Source organism: Cellulosilyticum sp. (genome assembly GCF_982396655.1).
In genome coordinates this window covers 116,824-138,401 of record NZ_CEVXFV010000001.1, presented here as the reverse complement: position 1 = coordinate 138,401, position 21,578 = coordinate 116,824, and the positions used below count along the sequence as shown (strand labels likewise).

15 protein-coding genes are annotated in these 21,578 nt (G+C 35.3%); 13 read left to right on the top strand and 2 right to left on the bottom strand.

The window, feature by feature from the left end:
• The first annotated feature begins 106 nt into the window (after positions 1-106).
• From AC1VAQ_RS00595 to uvrB, 10 genes are all read left to right on the top strand, one after another.
• Entirely contained in the window at positions 107-2,443 is a 2,337-nt protein-coding gene (locus AC1VAQ_RS00595; protein WP_479903368.1) for an AAA family ATPase, read from the top strand.
• 228 nt (positions 2,444-2,671) lie between these two features.
• Positions 2,672-4,372, top strand: a complete 1,701-nt coding sequence (locus AC1VAQ_RS00590) for a putative bifunctional diguanylate cyclase/phosphodiesterase (protein ID WP_479903367.1) — start codon at positions 2,672-2,674, stop codon at positions 4,370-4,372.
• 179 nt (positions 4,373-4,551) lie between these two features.
• The gene (gene rho / locus AC1VAQ_RS00585) at positions 4,552-5,964 is read left to right on the top strand and encodes a transcription termination factor Rho (protein WP_302596939.1); all 1,413 of its coding nucleotides are present in this window, start codon (positions 4,552-4,554) and stop codon (positions 5,962-5,964) included.
• Between the two features lie 112 nt (positions 5,965-6,076).
• Positions 6,077-6,277, top strand: coding sequence for a 50S ribosomal protein L31 (gene rpmE / locus AC1VAQ_RS00580; RefSeq protein ID WP_054743502.1), 201 nt, complete (start codon positions 6,077-6,079; stop codon positions 6,275-6,277).
• Between the two features lie 175 nt (positions 6,278-6,452).
• Positions 6,453-7,376, top strand: coding sequence for a DUF1385 domain-containing protein (locus AC1VAQ_RS00575; RefSeq protein WP_302596938.1), 924 nt, complete (start codon positions 6,453-6,455; stop codon positions 7,374-7,376).
• On the top strand, positions 7,360-8,241 hold the full coding sequence (gene prmC, locus AC1VAQ_RS00570) for a peptide chain release factor N(5)-glutamine methyltransferase (protein ID WP_302596937.1): 882 nt from the start codon (positions 7,360-7,362) through the stop codon (positions 8,239-8,241). The genes AC1VAQ_RS00575 and prmC overlap by 17 nt, the downstream gene beginning before the upstream one ends.
• 39 nt (positions 8,242-8,280) lie before the next feature.
• On the top strand, positions 8,281-9,354 hold the full coding sequence (gene prfA, locus AC1VAQ_RS00565; RefSeq protein ID WP_302596936.1) for a peptide chain release factor 1: 1,074 nt from the start codon (positions 8,281-8,283) through the stop codon (positions 9,352-9,354).
• A 638-nt stretch (positions 9,355-9,992) separates the two neighbouring features.
• Positions 9,993-10,739, top strand: coding sequence for a ZIP family metal transporter (locus tag AC1VAQ_RS00560; RefSeq protein ID WP_302596935.1), 747 nt, complete (start codon positions 9,993-9,995; stop codon positions 10,737-10,739).
• 81 nt (positions 10,740-10,820) lie between these two features.
• On the top strand, positions 10,821-11,138 hold the full coding sequence (locus AC1VAQ_RS00555) for a DUF1540 domain-containing protein (RefSeq protein ID WP_302596934.1): 318 nt from the start codon (positions 10,821-10,823) through the stop codon (positions 11,136-11,138).
• 244 nt (positions 11,139-11,382) lie between these two features.
• Positions 11,383-13,368 (top strand): excinuclease ABC subunit UvrB, encoded by a 1,986-nt coding sequence (gene uvrB, locus AC1VAQ_RS00550; protein WP_479903366.1) that lies wholly within the window; start codon positions 11,383-11,385, stop codon positions 13,366-13,368.
• Between the two features lie 120 nt (positions 13,369-13,488).
• Here the strand turns inward: uvrB and AC1VAQ_RS00545 are convergent, their stop codons facing one another.
• Positions 13,489-14,334 carry a DegV family protein gene (locus tag AC1VAQ_RS00545; RefSeq protein ID WP_330697522.1) on the bottom strand — a complete coding sequence of 282 codons (846 nt, stop codon included), beginning with the start codon at positions 14,332-14,334 and terminating at the stop codon, positions 13,489-13,491.
• Positions 14,335-14,583: 249 nt separating this feature from the next.
• Here AC1VAQ_RS00545 and udk point away from each other — a divergent pair, with 249 nt between their 5' ends.
• The gene (gene udk, locus AC1VAQ_RS00540; RefSeq protein WP_302596932.1) at positions 14,584-15,201 is read left to right on the top strand and encodes a uridine kinase; all 618 of its coding nucleotides are present in this window, start codon (positions 14,584-14,586) and stop codon (positions 15,199-15,201) included.
• Positions 15,202-15,493: 292 nt separating this feature from the next.
• Positions 15,494-18,328, top strand: coding sequence for an excinuclease ABC subunit UvrA (gene uvrA / locus AC1VAQ_RS00535; RefSeq protein ID WP_302596931.1), 2,835 nt, complete (start codon positions 15,494-15,496; stop codon positions 18,326-18,328).
• A gap of 24 nt (positions 18,329-18,352) precedes the next feature.
• Here the strand turns inward: uvrA and AC1VAQ_RS00530 are convergent, their stop codons facing one another.
• Entirely contained in the window at positions 18,353-19,468 is a 1,116-nt protein-coding gene (locus tag AC1VAQ_RS00530; RefSeq protein WP_302596930.1) for a copper amine oxidase N-terminal domain-containing protein, read from the bottom strand.
• Positions 19,469-19,714: 246 nt separating this feature from the next.
• Between AC1VAQ_RS00530 and uvrC the strand changes: the two genes are divergently transcribed.
• A complete protein-coding gene (uvrC, locus tag AC1VAQ_RS00525; RefSeq protein WP_302596929.1) occupies positions 19,715-21,553 on the top strand; it encodes an excinuclease ABC subunit UvrC in 1,839 nt (612 codons plus the stop codon).
• Positions 21,554-21,578 lie beyond the last annotated feature (25 nt).

Sequence of the window (21,578 nt, the reverse complement as noted above, 5' to 3'; positions counted from 1 at the left end):
CGTTTTTTGCTATCTTGAAAAAATTATAAAAAAATATAAAAAAATGTCGTTTTTCAAGAAATAATAAAGGCCTTCTAGAATATAGTAGTATTAAGGGGGGAATTATATGAACACATTAAAAGAGCTAAACTTTCAAGAGCTTAAAACTTCATATCAACCTTCTGATTTTTCCTTTACCACAATATTAGAGCATAGTGGAAGCGAAGGGATAATTGGGCAAGATAGTGCCATTGAAGCACTTGAACTAGGCATGTTAATTCAGGCTGAAGGCTATAATGTTTATATTGTAGGAGAAAGTAATAAAGAAAGAGATCAAACAATAAAAAACTTAATACAGCAAAAAGCCCAGACAAGACAAACGCCAGAAGATATTTGTTATATATATAATTTTAAAAATCCAGAAGCACCACGGTGTATTTCATTAAAAGCTGGAGAAGGTAAGGTGTTTGAAGCCGATATGACAGAGTTTATACAGTGTATATTAACGGAACTACCCCTACTACTCCAAAGTCAAGATGTCAATCAAAGGAAGCAAAATATAGTAGATGAGTTGGATAAATTAAAAGAGCAGCTCATTATGGACCTTAGTGAAAAAGCTGAAAGTATGGATATTCTTGTGAAAAATACAGGAGGTACACTAGGTTTTGCACCACTTAATTCAAATGGAGAAATTTATTCAAAAGAAGAATATAATGCACTTACGAAAGTGCAAAAGAAGCAAGTTGAAGAGAAGTTAGCTGAATTATATGCATATGCAGATCAATTGACAGAAAGAATAGAAGCAGAAGAAAAGAAGTGTGCAGAATATTTACGTGACTTAGAGGAAGAAGTTGTATTAGATTATGTAGGCAGTATGATTAAAACCTTAAAGGAAAAGTATATAAGCTATACTTTTTTGCGTAGATATTTTAATGATATTGCAGAAGATATACTGGAACATCTGGAACTTTTCGAAGGAGAAAAAGAAGAAGATAATAAACTTAAAGATATATTTCCTTGGGCAGGTGGCAATCAGTTGCAAAAGATGGCCAACAAGTACCGTGTCAATTTACTTGTTGCCCACACGCCTGATACAGGTGCACCAGTCATAGACGATAGTAGTTTAGGTGAAATTTGTTTAACAGGAAAGATTTTGTTAGATGCAGAGTTAAATACAATGCATACAGATTTCACGCATATTCGTCCAGGCATTTTTCATAAGGCAAATGGGGGATATTTATTACTTCATATGCAGCGTCTTTTAGAAAGTCCGAATAGTTGGCTAGCTATTAAGCAGCTTTTAAAAACAGGATATATTCATATAAATGATGCTGAAGAGGCAGGTATAGCACTTACAAATAGTATGAAACCACAACCCATAAAGGCTGATATTAAAGTTATTTTAATGGGGAGCAGAGAACTTTATGAAGTATTAGCAGCCCACGATGAGGATTTCAAGAAACTCTTTAAGATAAAGGTGATTTTTGAGGATGAAATAGAAAATACTAAAGCGAATATAGAAGCATTGGCAAGTCATATTGCTCATTTGTGCAAGGAAGAAGGTTTACCTGATGTTACGATTGACGGCTTAATAAAACTTGTGGAATATGGCATTAGGCGTGTGGGGGATGTCAAGAAATTACCAGCTAATATTGAGCGATTTACAGATGTTGTAAGAGAAGCAAGCATTTATGGTAAGGTACCAATTGATGCAGAAGCTATTCAAAAAACGATTAATCGGAGAAAAAGATTTTATCAAAAGCTTGAACGGGAAATAGATAATCATATTGTACAGGAAATTATGCTGATTCAGACAGCAGGAGAAAAGATAGGTCAAGTAAATGGTCTAGCGGTATATACCATCGATGATTATATGTTTGGTAGACCTGTTAAGATTACTGTAACTACCTATAAAGGAAAACAAGGCATTGTGGATATTGAAAAGGCTGCTGAACTAAGCGGTGCAATTCATACAAAAGGTATTCATATTATTACAGGCTTTTTAGGTTATGAGTTTGCACAAAAGATGCCGCTTTCTTTAAGTTGCAATATCTGCTTTGAACAAAGCTATGGTCAGATTGATGGTGATAGTGCTTCGAGTGCAGAACTTTATGGCATTTTATCAAGTTTATCAGAAATCCCTATTAAGCAAAATATTGCAACGACGGGCTCTGTAAACCAATTTGGTGAAATACAGCCAATTGGCGGGGTCAATGAAAAGATTGAAGGTTTCTATAAGGTTTGCAGTATGAAAGGATTAAAAGGTGATGAGGGAGTTATGATTCCTTACCAGAATAAACAAGACCTAATGCTAAGCGAAGAAGTTATAGAAGCTGTCAAGGCGGGAAGGTTTCATATTTATACCATCAGGAATATTTGGGAAGGTATAGAGATTATAACTGGTGCTGAAGTGGCAGAAGTAAAGCAAAAGGTTAGTGCAAAATTAGAGGCATTTAATCATTAAAGACAAAAACCTGCTAATGAAAATCGCATTAGCAGGTTTTATTGTGTCTTTTAATGAACCAACTTTAACAAAGAAAAATGAATAACTAAAAGTGAGAGATATGAAATCTATAATGACAGAATATAAAATAATATGATATAATTTAAATAGTTAAAAAATTCTAATTTTATAAAATGTCATCATTATAGTGTTTGGGGAAAGGCAGGAAGAAAATGAGGAGGGAAATGTATGGAGGGTGTATGCGAAATTGATCAGCCGACGTTAAATGACTTACTGGGGAAAATAGTGAGTAGTTTAGAAGAGTGGCTTATTATTGGTGACGCCTATGGAAAAATTATATATGCTAATGAAATGGTTTATAAAATGTGCAGCCAAAATGATATAGACATATTAGGAAAAGATATGTGTATGTTTGTAGGAATGGATTTGTCGGATGATGAAGTGCTAGAAAAGGTTCAAAAGACTATTCGTCAAGGGGAGCGCATAGAATTTATAAGCAGTCGCATTGTAGTGGATAATAGGCGCATTTATTTGATGAATACGGTAAGTCCTATTTATGGGCTTAATGATGTGATGTATTACACCTGTATTTCAAAAGATATAACAAGCACAACGAAATTACAAGAAGAAATTTATCATATTAATTATTTTGATAAGTTAACACATTTACCTAATGAAAAAATATTTTTAGAGAGTTTAGGCAGAGCTATTAAATGGGCTCAAAAGAAGGAAGAGACATTTACGGTAACGCTTTTAGATATTAAGAAAATGGGGCAAATTAATAATTTATATGGTGTAAGAGTGAGAGATTATATTATTAAAGAGATTAGCAACCGTATAAAAACACAGTTAAATTGCAATCAAGAAATCTTTAGGTATAGTGATAGTGTTTTTGCAATCATTCATAAGGCAATGTCCAAAGAAGTGGTTGTTAGAAACTTCCTTGATAAAATGCAATATATTATGGAAGAACCAATTGTAGTACATGGCATTTATATATCAGCTTCCTATAGAGGTGGGTGTGTTACTTATCCTGAAAATGGGGCAATATCTGAGGAAATTATAGAAATGGCACAGATTGCACTTGCTAAAGCCAAAAAGGAGAAACGACATAAGCCCTACATATTTTATAGCAATGCAATAAGGGAAGAGGCAGTAAGTACCCTGCAAGTGGAATTAGAAATGCTAGAGGCAGTAGAAAATGATGAATTTATTGTCTATTATCAACCTTTTATAGAATTAGGGAGTGAAGGCATTGTAGGGATGGAAGCACTCTTAAGAAGAAGAAAAAAAAGTGGCGAACTTATGGGGCCAGGAACATTTATTAGTACTTTAGAAAGAATGAATTTGATTGATAAGGTAAGTATGAGAGTGCTAGAAATAGTTTGCGAGCAGATTAGGTATTGGATAGACCATGGTTATAAGGTAGTTCCTGTTTCTGTTAATTTATCAGCAGTCCAATTTAAAAATATTAATTTAGCACAGCAGATTAAACAGGTTTTAGAGCACTATGAAGTCCCTCCTAAATATATTGTATTAGAGATTACAGAGTCAGCTGTAATGGAAGATGTGAGAAGTGCGCAAATTATAATTGATGAACTTAAAGAGTATGGTTTTGCAATCGCCATTGATGATTTTGGCACGGGATATGCGTCTATTGGTTATCTTAAAAAGTTTATGTTTGATCATCTTAAAATAGATATCTCTTTTATTAGAGAAATTGGGAAAAATATGCAAGATAGGTCTCTTGTAGAAGCAATTATTTCTATTGCTAAGACGCTCAACTTAAAGACTATTGCAGAAGGTATTGAAAATGAAGAGCAGCTTTATATCATGAGTGCATTAGGATGTGAAATGGGACAAGGGTTTTTCTGGGGTCATCCTGTGAGCGGGACTGAAATAGAAGATAAATATTTTAAAATTTGTTAGGTAGATGTTCTTTTTGTAAACATGGCTTGAAATGTGAATGGAAAGTATGTTAAACTATGTGAAGATAAGACACGTGAAACTTAACGCGTGTCTTACTTTGTAATCAGGATAACAAGGTACGCCTTGTTATTTTTATTTGTAGAGTAAAAAATTAAGTTATTTAAAGGAGTTATTAACGAATGAATGATTTAGACAGGTTGACTTTAGCAGAACTAAAGCAAAGAGCTAAGGCGCTAGGCATGAAAAATATAAATAAAATGCGTAAAAGTGAGTTAATAGCTAGTCTACAAGATAATAATAACTCCTGCTTGGTAGAAGAAGTGTCAGCACAAGAGCAATCAAAAGAGATGCAGACACAAGGCGCACAAAAAAACTTTGATGAAGAAAAAGTAGTACCAGTAGCCACTTCAAAAGAAGAAAATGAAGAGGTAGACATCCAGGTAGAAGATGATTCGCGCAGCGATCGTATGACTGGTGCAGGCATTTTAGAGATTATGGCCGATGGCTATGGTTTCTTACGTTCTCAAAACTTTATGAGAGGTGAAAATGATATCTATCTTTCTATCTCACAAATACGCCGTTTCAATTTAAAAACAGGTGACTGGATAGAAGGAGATATGCGTAGACCAAAAGAAGGAGAAAAGGCAGGTGCCCTACTTTATGTACATAAAGTAAATGGGGACCGACCAGAAAAGGCCAAATATCGTCCTAATTTTGAAACATTAACGCCTGTATTTCCTACAGAAAAACTTCACCTTGAGTATGAAAAAGATGTACTTTCGACACGAATCATTGATTTAATTGCGCCTATTGGAAAAGGTCAAAGAGGATTAATTGTAGCACCGCCTAAAGCAGGTAAAACGATTCTCTTAAAACAAATTGCAAATGCCATTACCTTTAATCATCCAGACGTATCGCTGATTGTACTTCTTATAGATGAAAGACCAGAAGAAGTAACAGATATTCGTCGTTCGATTAATGGAAAAGATGTAGAAGTTATTGCCTCTACATTTGACGAGCCACCAGAACATCACAAACAAGTGGTGGAGATGGTACTTGAACGTGCAAAGCGTATGGTAGAACAAGGAAAAGATCTTGTAATTTTATTAGATAGCATTACACGTATGGCAAGAGCATATAACTTAACGATTCCACCAAGTGGAAGAACTTTATCAGGTGGGCTTGATCCAGCAGCACTTCATATGCCAAAGAAATTCTTTGGTGCCGCTAGAAAAATTGAAAATGGTGGTAGTTTGACGATTTTAGGGACAGCCCTTGTGGATACAGGAAGTAAGATGGATGATGTAATTTTTGAAGAGTTTAAAGGAACAGGAAATATGGAACTTGTACTTGATCGTTCTTTATCTGAGAAGAGAATTTATCCAGCTATTGATATTTATAAATCAGGTACTAGACGTGATGATTTATTGTTATCACCAAGTGAAGCTAGTGCTGCATATAGTATTAGAAAAGACTTAAGTCGTAATAATACTTCAGAAATCATGGAAAATCTTATTAACACCATGCTTGTTTATCCTACCAATAAAGAATTTGTAGAAAAAATAAGAAAAAACACAGGTGGTAATAATTAATTTATGCTATGTACTTGCAATAGCGATTAAGACATGTTATAATACTGACGTTGTCACAAAATTGCTAGAGTTAAAATTAACATAGAAAAGTGTCATGAAAGAGGTGAAGGTAATGAATAAAGAAATCCAACCAAAATACGAAGCAGTAACAGTTGTATGTAACGGATGTGGAACAGTTATTGAAACTCGTTCAACAAAAGAATCTATCAATGTAGAGGTATGCTCAAAATGTCATCCATTCTACACAGGTAAACAAAGAGCAGCATCTGCTAAAGGTAGAATTGATAAATTCAACAAAAAATTTGGTATGTAATTACAAGCTTCATACTTTAGTTACATTAATATGTGATAATTGCCTTGAGGCAAATCATGAAAATGGGTTGAGAGGATGGTCTCAACCTTTTTTTTATATAGAATATGGGGATTTGCCTTGTATATTCTAGAAATGTGGTGTAAATCACTTGCTTTTTAAAAAAGGAGGCGGCAAGATGGCAAAAGTAAATATCGGTGGTCAAGCCGTTATTGAGGGCGTTATGATGAAAGGCAGAAAATATTATGCCGTGGCTGTTCGAAAATCGGATGGAACGATTGTAACAGATAGTAAAGAATCTGTAAGCATTATGGACCGTATGAAGATTTTCCGATGGCCTATTTTAAGAGGAATGGCCGTTTTTGTGGAGTCACTTATTTTAGGTGTAAAAACATTAAGCTTTTCTGCAGACCTTTATGGTGAAGAAGAGCCTGATTATGAACCTAGTAAATTTGAAGTTTGGCTTGAAAATAAACTAGGAGACAAAGGTGAAAAAATAATTATGGGACTGACAATGTGCTTATCATTTGTACTAGCAATTGGCATATTTATGATTTTACCAATGTTTTTAAGTACCTTATTTAAAAAAGTAATACCAAGTTCTTTTGTACAAAACCTAATTGAAGGTGCAATTCGTATTATTATTTTCCTTGCTTACATGAAACTTATTACAAAAATGAAAGATATTGAACGCACCTTTGAATATCATGGTGCTGAACATAAAACAATCAACTGCATGGAACAAGATATGGAACTGACTGTAGAAAATGTAAGAGGTTGCACACGTCTACATAAAAGTTGTGGAACGAGTTTCTTATTTGTAGTAATGATTGTAAGTATTTTAGTGTTTAGTGTATTCACAACGCAGGTATTGTGGCAAAGAACACTTGTACGTATATTATTAGTACCTGTTGTATCAGGTATTTCATATGAATTCATTCGTTGGGCAAGGTTGTGCCCAGAGAATAAACTGGCGAATTTTTTAAGTAAACCAGGTATGTGGTTACAAAAGGAATTTACAACACGAGAGCCAGATGATATGCAAATTGAAGTAGCTATTGCAGCTGTTAAAGGAGTACTTAAGCATGAACCGATGCAGTAAAATAGAAGATAAAGAAACCATTTATGAAGTGATGAAATGGGGGGAAGCTATACTTGAAAATTATAAGCGCCCAGATGCAGCCATTGATGCGAAACTTCTAATGAAACATTTGTTGGGATTTGACGAAACAAAGCTTTTACTTGAGCGTGAACAGAAGTTAGCTACCCATTTAAAGGAATCTTATACTTATGTTATTGCAAAGCGTGCCCAAGGCATTCCATTACAATACATTACAAAGAATCAAGATTTCATGGGACTCACATTTTATGTAGATGACCGTGTACTTATCCCGAGACAAGATACAGAAACTTTGATTGAGCTTTTAATTGAAAAGTCTAAAACTGAGCATTTTGAAAAAGGAGTGGATATTGGAGCAGGTTCGGGTTGCATTAGTATTTCACTTGCCACATACATTGAAGGATTAAATATGACAGCTATTGACCTTTCAGAAGGAGCTTTAGATGTAACAAAGAAAAATGTGAAGGAACATGGACTTGAAGAACGTATTAAGTTTTTGCAAAGTGATGTACTTGAAGCATATAATAAAGAAGAAAAAGTAGACCTTGTGGTATCTAATCCGCCTTATATTTCTGAAAAGGATTGTAGGGAACTTATGATAGAAGTAATTGGACATGAACCACGTATGGCTTTAACTGACGAAGGAGATGGCTTAAGCTTTTATAAACGAATTACGAAAGATACGAAAGAAATCTTAAAGCCAGGTGGCATAATCGCATATGAAATCGGATATAATCAAGCAAAAGCGGTAACAACTATGTTAGAAGAAGCGGGCTACATTGAAATAGAAACTCATCAGGATTTAGCGGGCAAAGATAGAGTTGTCATTGCACGAAATCCAGTTTAAAATAAAGCGTAATATGTAACACATAGAGAGGTGAACCAAATGTTTGAGCAAATACAAGATTTAGTCGACAAATATGAGATCATTGGTGAGCAAATTAGTAATCCAGAAGTTATTGCTGATCAAGATAGATGGCAAAAACTTATGAAAGAACATAGTGATTTAAAAGAAATCGTTGAAAAATATCTTGAATACAAACAAGTACTTGAATCAATTGACGAAGCATTAGTAATGTTAGAAGATAACTTAGATGATGATTTCAGAGAACTTGTAAAGGAAGAACTTGCAGAAAATAAAAAGCGTGTTGAACCTTTAGAAAATGAACTTAAGTTATTACTTTTACCAAAAGACCCTAACGATGATAAAAACGTTATCATTGAGATTCGTGGAGGTGCTGGTGGAGATGAAGCAGCACTATTTGCAGCTAATCTTTACCGTATGTACTCTTACTATGCAGAGAAAAACAAATGGAAAACTGAACTTATGTCAGTTAATGAAAATGGAATCGGTGGATTTAAAGAAGTTATTTTCATGGTAAAAGGACAAGGTGCTTACTCTAAACTTAAATATGAAAGTGGTGTACACCGTGTACAACGTATTCCAGCTACAGAATCAAGTGGACGTATCCATACATCAACAGTAACAGTAGCGGTTATGCCAGAAGCTGAAGAATTAGACGTACAATTAGATATGAATGATGTACGTATTGACGTATGTCGTGCATCTGGTAATGGTGGACAATGTGTCAATACTACTGACTCTGCTGTACGTGCACTTCACGTACCAACAGGTATCATGGTTTACTGTCAAGATGAAAAGTCTCAGCTTAAAAATAAAGAAAAAGCACTTAGAATTCTTCGTACAAGACTTTATGATATGGAACAAGCCAAAGCACATGCTGAGCATGCAGCTGAGAAGAAAAGCTTAATTGGTTCTGGTGACCGTAGTGAACGTATTAGAACTTACAACTATCCACAAGGGCGCGTAACTGACCACCGTGTAGGATTAACGCTTCACCGTTTAGATCAAATCTTAGATGGTGATTTAGAAGAAATCATTTCTACATTAACAACTGTGGACCAAACAGAAAAATTAAAAGAAATTTCAAATCAATAAAATTTAGAAGGGTTGTGGCATAAAATGCCGCAGCCCTTTTTTGCGTGGAGGCGTGGATAAGTGGGGGTATCTCATTTTCCTTAAGCCTCCCTACGGTCGAAGCTTAGATAAAATGAGATACCCCCACTTACCCACACCAATGAGTTTTGGTGGTTGCAACATTTTATGACAACCCTCAACTGGGTGGAAAGGCCAGGAGCGTTTTGTTTGGTTGCTCTCTGTGGTCGAAGTCGAGCTAAAAATAGCCATCAGGTAGAAGAAAAGGAAGATCAGAAGATAAAAATTCTATCCATTTAACCCAAAACCTATTGTACAAGGGTTATTTATTTTAAAAGAGCTCTGTAAGACCTTAGACCCTAAAGTGATTGAGATGAAATATCTGTAGCCTATTTATGGAGAAGAAAATGTATATCTTGAAATGGCGGAAAACAGCTTTAAGGGAATGAGCAAAGGAAAGCTTTGTTTTAAAGGAATATATAAGAAGTAAGGAACCCTAAATCTTTTTAATGTCTTAAAATGACAGATGTAAAGGGCATTTTATAAATAAGTTATAAAACAAGTTCTTAAATGAGGGGCAAGTCCATATTTATATAAGGAGCAGTATTTTGCGAGGATATGAAAAGAGGGGAGTGGCGAGGATGGCTACGGCTACTACGGTACAGCAGCTTATGGGGCTTGGCTTTATTGGAAAGGCCTTGGGAACCATGGTTGGTGTTTTTTTGCTTTATATGTGGCAAATGAAAAATAAGCGAGTGATGGGAATGATGTTTGGTGGCACATCAGGACTTATGCTGGCGATGATTTGTTTTGATGTGCTACCAGAGGCGTTAGGGAAAGGGAGAATTGGACTTGTTTGTGTAGGCGTCATTATTGGTGGATGTATTGGGCTTTTAATGGATGATGCAGTACCAAGCATTCAGAAATGCTTGAACCATACTGGGACAAAGGTGAGTAAGGCGGGGCTTGCTTTATCCATTGGCATGGTATTGGACGTTTTACCGGAAGGGGTAACGCTTGGTGCTTTAGGACATACAGGAATAGAAGCTGTGATGCAGTTTATGACAATTTTAGCATTACATAGTGTCCCAGAGGGGATGGCACTGGCTATGGCTTTTAAGCAAGGTGGAACGAAGCTGAGATATGTAGCTATTATGCCTATTATACTGGGATTTTTAGAGGCAGGTGTAGGTGCATTATGCTTCATACTTAGTGGTATTAATGAAGGCTATATTATTACTACATTGGGTATTGCTTCAGGTGTAATTATTTATGTTGTTTGTGAAGAGCTCATGCCAGAGGCAAAAAAGGTCTGGAATGGACGTATGACAACTATTGCAACAATTGTTGGACTACTATTGGGATTATTGCTTTTACAAAGTCATTAAAATTGACTATATAACAAGGTATAGTTTTTCTTTTTGTGCAAATAATAATGGAGTCGATAATTTATGAAAGGAGAATAAGCTATGCCAAAATTAAGATGTAGTGCCAGTAGTTGTGCACATAACCAAGAGGAATGTTGCTGCAGAGGAAAGATTAATGTAGCAGGAGAGGCAGCTTCAACTTCAAATGAAACATGTTGTGATAACTTCTTTGAAGATGCAGGAAATGCAAGAGATGCTGTAAGTCAAGAACCTATGGAAAATATTGATATTGATTGTGAAGCACAAAACTGTGTGCATAATCAAAGTTGTAAGTGCCATGCAGATTATGTGGATGTAAATGGCTATGGGGCAAATAGTGCTGGTGAAACAGCATGCTCTAGTTTTTGTCCACAAAGTTAGTTTTAAGTTATTTTGAGATAATAATAGGGTGAGGCATAACCAATGTTGGCAAGTTGGTAAGTCCTTATATGCAGGAGTTGTAAAATAGCAGCTCCTATTTTTTTGCAGTAAAAGTCGTATCTTTGTTTAAATAAAAGTTATTTTCTTTTAAAAATAAGATTAAGGTTTGAAATTAATGGGAAACTTATATACAATATAGGAATGAACATTTGTTTGATAAAACGAGGACAAAGGAGGATGAAAGATGAGTCGATTTGAAATCGTTTCTGAGTTTAAACCTACAGGAGACCAACCAGAAGCTATTGAGAAGTTAGCAAAGGGCTTCATGGAGGGGGAGAAATTTCAAACTTTATTAGGGGTAACGGGATCAGGAAAAACATTTACAATGGCAAATATCATTGAGAAGGTACAAAAGCCAACTTTGATTTTGGCCCATAATAAGACATTAGCGGCACAGCTTTACAGTGAATTTAAAGAATTTTTCCCTAATAATGCAGTAGAATATTTTGTATCTTATTATGATTACTATCAGCCAGAAGCTTATGTCCCACAAAGTGATACCTATATTGAAAAAGATTCTAGTGTCAATGAAGAAATTGATAAATTACGACACTCGGCAACAGCGGCACTTTGTGAACGTGATGATGTTATAGTAATTGCCAGTGTATCATGTATATATGGTTTAGGAGACCCTATTGATTATGCAGAGCAGGTTTTATCTGTACGTGTAGGAATGGAGATGGACCGAGATGAAGTTTTAAGAAGGCTTGTAGCTATTCAGTATGTACGTAATGATATGGATTTTGCACGTGCTACGTTTAGGGTAAGGGGCGATACGGTAGAGATTATTCCGGCGGGTATGTCTGAGAAAGCTATTCGTATTGAATTTTTTGGAGATGAAATTGACCGTATTGCTGAGATAGATGCTTTAACAGGAGCTGTTTTAGGCTATCGTGAGCATGTGGTAATTTTCCCAGCTTCATTTTATGCGATTTCAGCAGATAAAATGGAGGAAGCAATTAAGCGTATTGAAGCAGAACTTGTAGAAAGAGTTGCAGAATTAAAGGCAGAAGATAAGCTTTTGGAAATACAGCGTCTTACTCAAAGAACTAACTTTGATATTGAAATGCTTAAGGAGATGGGGTATTGTTCAGGGGTAGAAAATTATTCAAGACATTTATCGGGAAGAGAAGAAGGTGAGACGCCTTTTACGCTATTAGATTACTTCCCAGATGATTTCTTAATGATGATTGATGAATCCCACATGACGATTCCTCAAGTACGTGCTATGTATAATGGTGACCGCGCAAGAAAGACAGTTTTAGTAGACTATGGTTTTAGATTGCCGTCAGCATTAGATAATAGACCGCTTAAATTTGAGGAGTTTGAGAAAAAGATTAATCAGTTATTATTTGTGTCTGCCACACCAGCACAGTATGAATTAGAACATTCAGTACAGATTGCAGAGCAGCTTATTCGTCCAACAGGACTCTTAGATCCAGTTATTGAACTAAGACCAGTTAAGGGGCAAATTGATGATTTATTAGGTGAAATCAATAAGGTAACAGCTAAAGGGGACAAAGTAATGGTGACAACCCTTACAAAACGTATGGCAGAAGATTTAACAACTTACTTACAAGAGGTAGGGGTAAAGGTAAAATACTTACACTCTGACATCGACACCCTAGAGCGTATAGAAATTATTCGTGACCTCCGAATGGGGGTATTTGATGTCTTAGTAGGGATCAACTTGCTAAGGGAAGGATTAGATATTCCAGAGGTTTCATTGGTTGCTATTTTAGATGCAGATAAGGAAGGTTTCTTACGTTCTGAAACAGCCCTTATTCAAACAATAGGACGTGCTGCTAGAAATGCAGAGGGGCGTGTTATTATGTATGGCGATACAGTAACACGTTCAATGGCAAATGCCATGTCAGAAACAGCTAGACGTCGTCAGATTCAAGAAGAGTATAATGAGGCACATGGTATTGTACCAAAGACTATTAAAAAGAAAATAAGAGAACTCATTGCTGCAACTAAAACTGTATCAGAAGATAAGTCTAAGACTATGGAAAAAGATCCAGAATCTATGTCTCGTGAAGAACTAGAGAAAGCAATGAAAAAAGTAGAAAAAGATATGAAAAAGGCTGCCACAGAACTTCAATTCGAGAAGGCAGCACAGCTTCGTGATACACTGATTGAACTTAAAAAGGTATATTTAGCCCATTAAAATCGCAATAAAAATAGTAGCATTGACAGTATAAAGGGAAGACCTTGAAACTATCTTGACAGTTTCAAGGCCTTCCCTATTTATTTTAGAGTAGGAAAGTTTGTTTAAGTCTAATTGAAATTAGGCATAATGATAAGCTAAACCAATGCTGCCAGGCCCTACATGAAGACCGATAACAGGCCCTATTGACTGCACATCTACATGAATGTCTAAGCGTTCAGAGAGCTTTTGAGCTAAGGCCTCGCCTTCTGCCTGCGCATTGATATGGTGAACTGTTACACCTAGAAGCTTGTGACTTTCTAAATCTTTCATTAGGCCGTCTATAAGGGCTTCTACTGCTTTTTTCTTTGTGCGGACTTTGGTATAGACATCTGTTTTGCCATTGTTAACTGTTAAGATTGGCTTGATTTGAAGTAATGTACCAAGAAGCGCTGAGGCACTGCCGATGCGACCGCCTTTTTTGAGATAAGTGAGCGTTTCAGGTGTAAATAAGAAGCGGCTGTGTGAAATAGTAAATTTAGCAGCATCTACGACTTCCTTAATAGATTGACCTTCAGCGGCAGCCTTAGCGGCAGTGAGGGCAATATAGCCTAGTTGCATGCAATTTGTGCGTGAATCAATAAGTTCAATTTCAGCTTCTGGATATTTTTCAAGAATCATTTCTTTAACGAGATGAGCACTTGTATAAGCCCCGCTCATTTCAGAAGATAAAAAGATTGCAACAATGCTATTGCCTTCTTTAATGATATTTTCAAATGTCATATAGAGTTCATCAGGAGAAGGTTGAGAAGACTTTGGAATCTCACCGGATTTTTCAAGTTCCTCATAAAAGTTAGAAAGGTTGACATCTAACTCACGCTCGGTTTTAGTAGACCAAGTTACTCCTAGTGAAACGATAGAGATATCATATTCCTTAATATATTTTTCAGGAAGATATGAGGTGCTATCCGTAACTATTTTAATCATAATAATACTCCTTTAAAAATCTCTTTCTAGTTAAAATAATAATAACCATATTATTACTATTATATACTTCAATATAAAAAACTGATAAAGAAACAATAAATAAGACAAAAAATGACAACAACAAGGAAAAATTTTCCACAAAATATGATGTATTTTATATGGAAATAGGTAGATAATCTGACGGAAATATGATATCATACTTAGTAATGGCTAGAAGCTTAAAAACAGTAGAAATAATTGGAGGATACTATGGAAGACATCATGATAATCGGTATTGCGGGAGGGTCTGGTTCTGGTAAAACCACTTTAACATATAAGATTAAAGAAGCATTTGAAGATAAGGTGGTTGTATTATCTCATGATTACTATTACAAAGCGAACTCAGAACTTTCTTACGAGGAACGTACCAAATTAAATTATGATCATCCAAATGCCTTTGACACAGACCTTTTAATAGAACATGTAAGAGCCCTTAAAAACGGACAAGCTATTAATCATCCAGTATATTCATTTGTGGAACATACAAGACTTGATGAGGTAGTAGAGGTACAACCAGCAAAGGTTGTGATTGTAGAAGGGATTTTAATCTTTGAAAACAAAGAATTATGTGATTTAATGGATATTAAAGTATTTGTGGATACAGATGCTGATGTACGCATTGTAAGACGTTTACTTCGTGATGTAAAAGAGCGTGGTAGAGATATTGATTCAGTTATTGACCAATATTTAGGCACAGTAAAACCAATGCATGAGCAATTTGTAGATCCAAGCAAAAAACGTGCGGATATTATTATTCCAGAGGGTGGATTTAACTCAGTTGCCCTTAATATGTTAATGGATCAAGTAGGCAATTTTATAGCAAAATAATAACTCAAAACACATGCGAGATGTAGCATGTGTTTTTTTTATGGAAAAAATGGATAGACTACTTAAGGAAAAAAGTGAAAGAGGCAAAAAAACGAAAAATAAAGAGCAAAAAATAGGTGAAGGGGAAATAATCTCGAACAAATGTTTGAAAATAAATAGAGGTGTGTTATAATAAGTACAAATATTTATTGAGTATACCTATAAAAGACAACATTTATATAGAAAAAGAAAGGACATGAGACTTATATGCTGAAAAACAGTAGTATACTAGGTTTTGTGTAACGGGGAAAATATGAAGAATAAAATTGTCATAAAGGGTGCTAAGGAGCACAACTTAAAGAATGTAGACTTGGAACTTAATAGAGACCAGTTTATTGTTTTTACTGGGTTAAGTGGTTCAGGGAAGTCGTCATTAGCTTTTGATACAATTTATGCAGAAGGGCAGCGTAGATATGTAGAATCTCTTTCAGCCTATGCAAGACAGTTTTTAGGACAGATGGAAAAGCCAGATGTAGAGAGCATTAGTGGGCTTTCACCTGCGATATCTATTGATCAAAAGACGACAAGTAAGAACCCACGTTCTACTGTAGGAACAGTGACAGAAATTTACGATTACTTAAGACTTCTTTTTGCAAGAGTAGGTGTACCACATTGTCCAAAGTGTGGTAAAGAAATTAAAAAGCAAACAATTGACCAAATGGTAGATGCACTAATGATTTTACCAGAGCGTACAAAGCTTCAACTTTTAGCGCCTATAGTAAGAGGGCGTAAAGGTATGCATGAGAAGATATTAGAAAATGCACGCAAGCAAGGTTATGTACGAGCACGTATTGATGGGGAAGTTTATGACTTAAGTGAAGAAGAAGTAAAATTAGACAAAAATAAGAAGCATACCATTGAAATTGTTGTAGACCGTGTAGCAATTAAACAAGGCATTGAAAAACGTCTAACAGACTCTATTGAAACGGTTATGAAGCTTTCGGGCGGGTTAATGGTCGTTGATGTGATTGGAGGAGAAGAAATACGTTTTAGTCAAAGCTTTTCTTGCCCAGATTGTAATATTAGCATTGATGAGATTGAACCACGTTCATTTTCATTCAATAATCCACAAGGTGCATGTCCCGTATGTACAGGACTTGGGGAGCATTTAGAGGTAGACCCAGAATTGGTTGTTCCAGTACCAAGTTTAACCCTTCGAGAAGGTGCTATTGCTGTACTAGGGTGGGGGTCTATTGCTAAGCCTGAAAGTTATGCTTATGCCTTAATGAATGCTTTAATGGAAAAATATCATTTTGATTTAGATACACCATTTAATCAGCTACCTGAAAAAATTCAACATATTATTTTATATGGCACAGGCAGTGAGACTGTTTCATTTACATTTACAGGTGAATATGGTACAAAACATTATGAATATGCCTTTGAGGGCGTACTTGAAAATACTTATCGTCGTTACTTAGAAACAAGCTCTGAAAGTACAAAGCAAGAATATGAATCATTAATGACGAGTATTCCATGTAGTAGCTGTAAGGGAGCAAGGTTGAAGCCAGAAGTATTAGCAGTTACAGTTGGCGAAAAAAATATTGATGATTTGACCCATATGTCCATTGGAGAACTTAAAAAATTCTTTGATGAGATAGAAATTACAGATAGACAAAAACAAATTGGTGAACTAATTTTTAAAGAAATTCAAGCACGACTTGGCTTCTTAGTAGATGTAGGGCTTGATTACCTAAGTTTGGCCCGTTCTTCAGGAACACTTTCAGGTGGAGAAGCGCAACGTATTCGTTTAGCAACGCAAATTGGTTCAGGACTCGTAGGAGTACTTTACATTTTAGATGAACCAAGTATAGGTCTTCATCAAAGAGATAATGACAAGCTGATTCAGACGTTAATCAGATTAAGGGATTTAGGCAATACATTAATTGTTGTTGAGCATGATGAAGATACAATGTATGCTGCAGATTGGATTGTAGATATTGGTCCAGGTGCAGGAGAGCATGGCGGTGAAATTATTGCTTCAGGGCCTATTGATACGATACTTGCCTGTGAGAAGTCTGAAACGGGTGCATATTTAAGTGGTCGTAAAAAGATTGAAATACCGGCAGTAAGACGTAAGGGCAATGGCAATGTATTAACATTAACAGGGGCTAAAGCCAACAACCTTAAAAATGTGACATTACGCATTCCTTTAGGGACATTAACCTGTATTACAGGTGTTTCTGGTTCTGGAAAAAGTTCGCTTATTAATGAAATCTTATTGAAACGTTTAGCAAGAGATTTAAATCGTGCGAAGGTGAAACCAGGGACACATAAAGATTTAACAGGCATGGAAAACTTAGATAAGGTTATTAATATTGACCAATCACCTATTGGACGTACACCACGTTCAAATCCAGCAACTTACACAGGAGTATTTGATCAAATTCGTGACTTATTTGCACAGACACAAGAAGCTAAAATGAAAGGCTATCAAAAAGGGCGCTTTAGCTTTAATGTAAAAGGTGGTCGTTGTGAAGCGTGTCAAGGTGATGGGATGATTAAGATTGAAATGCACTTTTTACCTGATGTGTATGTGGCGTGTGATTCATGTAAAGGAAAACGTTATAATCGCGAGACATTAGAGGTGAAGTACAAAGATAAATCTATTGCCGATGTATTAGATATGACTATTGAAGAAGCACTTAAGTTCTTTGAAAATATACCAAGCATCGCACGTAAATTACAGACACTAGTAGATGTAGGACTTTCTTATATTCGTTTAGGCCAACCTTCTACAACCTTATCAGGTGGAGAAGCGCAACGTGTCAAATTAGCAACAGAGCTTAGTAAACGTAGTACAGGAAAAACAATTTATATTTTAGATGAACCAACGACAGGATTACATTTTGCTGATGTGCATAAGTTAGTAGGTATATTAGATAGGCTTGTTGAAGGTGGCAATACAGTGGTCGTGATTGAACATAATTTAGATGTGATTAAAGTAGCAGATCATATTGTAGATTTAGGCCCAGAAGGCGGTACACGCGGTGGGACAATCATTGCACAAGGCACACCAGAGCAAGTGGCTAAAAATGAAAGTTCTTATACAGGACAATTCTTAAAGAAAGTATTAGAAAAAAAATAAGGGCTGGATTCCAGCCCTTATTTTTTATTTTGAAAGTTTAATTAAAGAAATGTCATCATATTTGTAGTCATAGTTTGCAAGAAGAGTTGATGAGTTGTATTTATATACTTCACCAGTGATTGTGTAATCTGTTTCTTCGTAAATATTATCAGCAATTTTCTTTAATTGGTTTTTAATATAGCTTTTATTTGTGTCGAGGTTAGCATCCCATGTATCATTGAAGTTAGAGTCACTTGCATCAATATAAAGCATGAAAGTCACTGTAGAGTTAGAATTATTAACACTTACCTCAACATTTTTAATTGAAAGATCGCTGAAACCTTGTACAGAAAGTTTTGTACGTGTATTTTCTACGATTTCTTTAATATCATCTTCATCAAGCCCATAGCTTACTTTAAGACGGCTAGTTTTATTTGCATAAGTGAAAGAAGCTTTATCTGTGCTAGATTTTGTATAAGTGATTGTACCTTGGATATCGATGTCTGCATGACGTGCAGAAATATCATCACAGATATCTTGTAACATATCTGTTACTTTAGATTCTCTTAAGTTATTGAAAGCTTTTTCATCTTCACGATCTGAGTAAGAAATTGTAAGTTGAAGACGTGAGCCTTTTTTAACAAGGTCAAAGTCAAAGTAAATATCATCAAAGTGAGTTGAGTAAGTGTCTGATAAATATTTTTCTGTAGCTGTAAGTTCTGCACTTGTGATATCAGTACCACTTGTTGCACCTGATGAATTTGAATTATTTGAGTTCTTATAAGTTTCAAGTTCTGCTTTTACTGTTTCAAGTTCGCGTTGAAGTGTTGTTACTTGATAATTTGCAGAAGCAAGTTGTTGTTGTAAGCTTGTTGTATCGGCACTATTATTTGTAATTGTTACTGTGTTTGTTGAACCATTCCAGCTTACATCAGCACCCATAACTTCACTTACAGCACGAAGTGGTACATAAGTAGAACCATCTACAAGGAAAGGCTCTGCACTTAATGTTTTAGATACACCATTATATGTAACACCAATATTTCTATAAGTTGCATTTAATGTTTTTGTATAGTTTGCTGCATTAACTACAGTTGCACAAAGTGCAGTACCAAGTCCGAATGCAAGGCAAAGGCGTTTATATTTTTTGCTCATTTTCATTTTAATTTCCCCCTTAAGATATTGTTATAAATAGGTTGCAAATAATTTAATAGGTTATATGTAATATAAATCTTACATTTGTAAGGCTTATAGATGTAACCTGTATATAACTATAACTTAAAAAACTCATAAATGGTAGTCTAAAAATGTTATTTTAATTAAAATGAAATAATATGGTAATACTAAGGAGTATGCTATAATAATATGTGGACAGGTAGAGAATAATAGGGAAAGAAGGAGGCAAGTATGTTTGATATCAAAGAAGAACTAAAAAGGTTACCTGAGCAGCCAGGTGTCTATTTAATGAAAGATGTAAATGGACAGATCATTTATGTAGGCAAAGCAATCAATTTGAAGAATCGTGTGAGCCAATACTTTAGAGCCTCCAAAAATCATTCTATTAAAGTTATAAAAATGGTACAGCATATTGTAAGCTTTGAATATATTATTACCCGTTCAGAAGTAGAAGCACTTGTTCTAGAATGTAATCTTATTAAAAAATATAACCCCAAATATAATATTCGCTTAAAAGATGATAAGCAATATCCATATATTAAGCTTACTGTGCAAGAACCTTTTCCACGTATGCTTATTGTAAGGCAGATGAAGAAAGATGGTGCTAAATATTTTGGCCCTTATACAGATGCTAAGGCAATGTGGGAGATAGCAGATGTTGTAAAGCAAACATGGAAATTACGAACATGTACAAGAAATTTGCCTAAAGATATTGATAAAGAACGTGCATGTTTAAATTATCATATTGGCAAATGTGGTGCCCCTTGCATCAGCGCAGGCATGAGTCAGGAAGAATATAACAAAATGATTCAAGAAGTACAAAATTTCTTAATGGGCAAATATACAGAAGTTATTAAAAAGCTAAGGGAAAAGATGGAGGCTGCAGCAGAAGAATTGCAATTTGAAAAAGCTGCTATGTTTAGAGATCAAATAGGCGCTATTCAAAAGGTTGAACAAAAACAAAATGCTGTAGCAAGTAGTATGGCCGATCAAGATGTTATTGCCTTTGCCAAAAGTCCAGAGGATACCCTTATTCAAGTTTATTTTGTAAGACAAGGCAAGCTAGTAGGACGTGAACACTTCTTTTTACAAGGGACTGAAGATGAAACAATAGAAAATATATTTAGGGATTTCGTAGTACAGTTTTATGCAGATGCTACTTTTGTACCTAAGGAAATTATGATTGAGCGCGTTCCAGCAGAGCTTGATGTACTAGAAAGTTATCTTACTACAAAGAGGGGAAGTAAGGTACAGCTCATTACACCTCAAAAGGGTAATAAACAGGGGCTGATGCAGCTGGCAAGTAAAAACGCCGAGGTGACATTAGGGCAATTTGGAGATCAAATCAAAAAGGAACAACAACGTACTTATGGGGCTCTTGAAGAAATTCAAAATGCATTAGGCCTTAGTAAAATACCACAGCGTATGGAAGCTTATGATATTTCCAATACACAAGGCATACAATCTGTAGGAGGGATGGTTGTTTTTGAGGGTGGGAAGCCCAAAAAAAGTGATTACCGTAAGTTTAAAATAAAAAGTATTGAAGGACCTAATGATTATGGCAGCTTAGAAGAAGTTTTAACAAGACGCTTTGAGCGCTATAAAAATGAACAAGCAGAAAATAGTTTTACTAAACTACCAGATTTATTACTGATGGATGGTGGAAAAGGCCAAGTGCATATTGCTGAAAAAGTGCTTGCAAGATTTAATTTAAATCTAGAAGTATGTGGCATGGTAAAAGATGATTATCACCGAACAAGGGGACTACTTTATAAGGGAGAAGAAGTACTTTTACCAAGTAATTCTGAAGGTTTTAAGCTGATTACAAGAGTGCAAGATGAAGTGCATAGATTTTCCATTGAATATCATAAGAAACTACGTAGCAAAGCACAGGTGCAATCTGTTTTAGATGATATTCCAGGCGTTGGAAAGGAAAGAAAGAAGAAACTCATTATGCACTTTAAAGGTATTGAGCAATTACGCCAAGCAAGCCAAGCAGAAATTAGTGAAGTTGAAGGCATTCCTGAATCTGTGGCATATAATATATATAATTATTTTCACAAGAATTAGTAAATATGACTTCTACTAAATATAG

Bases quoted from the DNA above. Each gene is read 5' to 3' on its own strand.
- AC1VAQ_RS00595 (WP_479903368.1), top strand. From the start codon at position 107: ATGAACACATTAAAAGAGCTAAACTTTCAAGAGCTTAAAACTTCATAT.
- AC1VAQ_RS00590 (WP_479903367.1), top strand. From the start codon at position 2,672: ATGGAGGGTGTATGCGAAATTGATCAGCCGACGTTAAATGACTTACTG.
- rho (WP_302596939.1), top strand. From the start codon at position 4,552: ATGAATGATTTAGACAGGTTGACTTTAGCAGAACTAAAGCAAAGAGCT.
- rpmE (WP_054743502.1), top strand. From the start codon at position 6,077: ATGAATAAAGAAATCCAACCAAAATACGAAGCAGTAACAGTTGTATGT.
- AC1VAQ_RS00575 (WP_302596938.1), top strand. From the start codon at position 6,453: ATGGCAAAAGTAAATATCGGTGGTCAAGCCGTTATTGAGGGCGTTATG.
- prmC (WP_302596937.1), top strand. From the start codon at position 7,360: ATGAACCGATGCAGTAAAATAGAAGATAAAGAAACCATTTATGAAGTG.
- prfA (WP_302596936.1), top strand. From the start codon at position 8,281: ATGTTTGAGCAAATACAAGATTTAGTCGACAAATATGAGATCATTGGT.
- AC1VAQ_RS00560 (WP_302596935.1), top strand. From the start codon at position 9,993: ATGGCTACGGCTACTACGGTACAGCAGCTTATGGGGCTTGGCTTTATT.
- AC1VAQ_RS00555 (WP_302596934.1), top strand. From the start codon at position 10,821: ATGCCAAAATTAAGATGTAGTGCCAGTAGTTGTGCACATAACCAAGAG.
- uvrB (WP_479903366.1), top strand. From the start codon at position 11,383: ATGAGTCGATTTGAAATCGTTTCTGAGTTTAAACCTACAGGAGACCAA.
- AC1VAQ_RS00545 (WP_330697522.1), bottom strand. From the start codon at position 14,334: ATGATTAAAATAGTTACGGATAGCACCTCATATCTTCCTGAAAAATAT.
- udk (WP_302596932.1), top strand. From the start codon at position 14,584: ATGGAAGACATCATGATAATCGGTATTGCGGGAGGGTCTGGTTCTGGT.
- uvrA (WP_302596931.1), top strand. From the start codon at position 15,494: ATGAAGAATAAAATTGTCATAAAGGGTGCTAAGGAGCACAACTTAAAG.
- AC1VAQ_RS00530 (WP_302596930.1), bottom strand. From the start codon at position 19,468: ATGAAAATGAGCAAAAAATATAAACGCCTTTGCCTTGCATTCGGACTT.
- uvrC (WP_302596929.1), top strand. From the start codon at position 19,715: ATGTTTGATATCAAAGAAGAACTAAAAAGGTTACCTGAGCAGCCAGGT.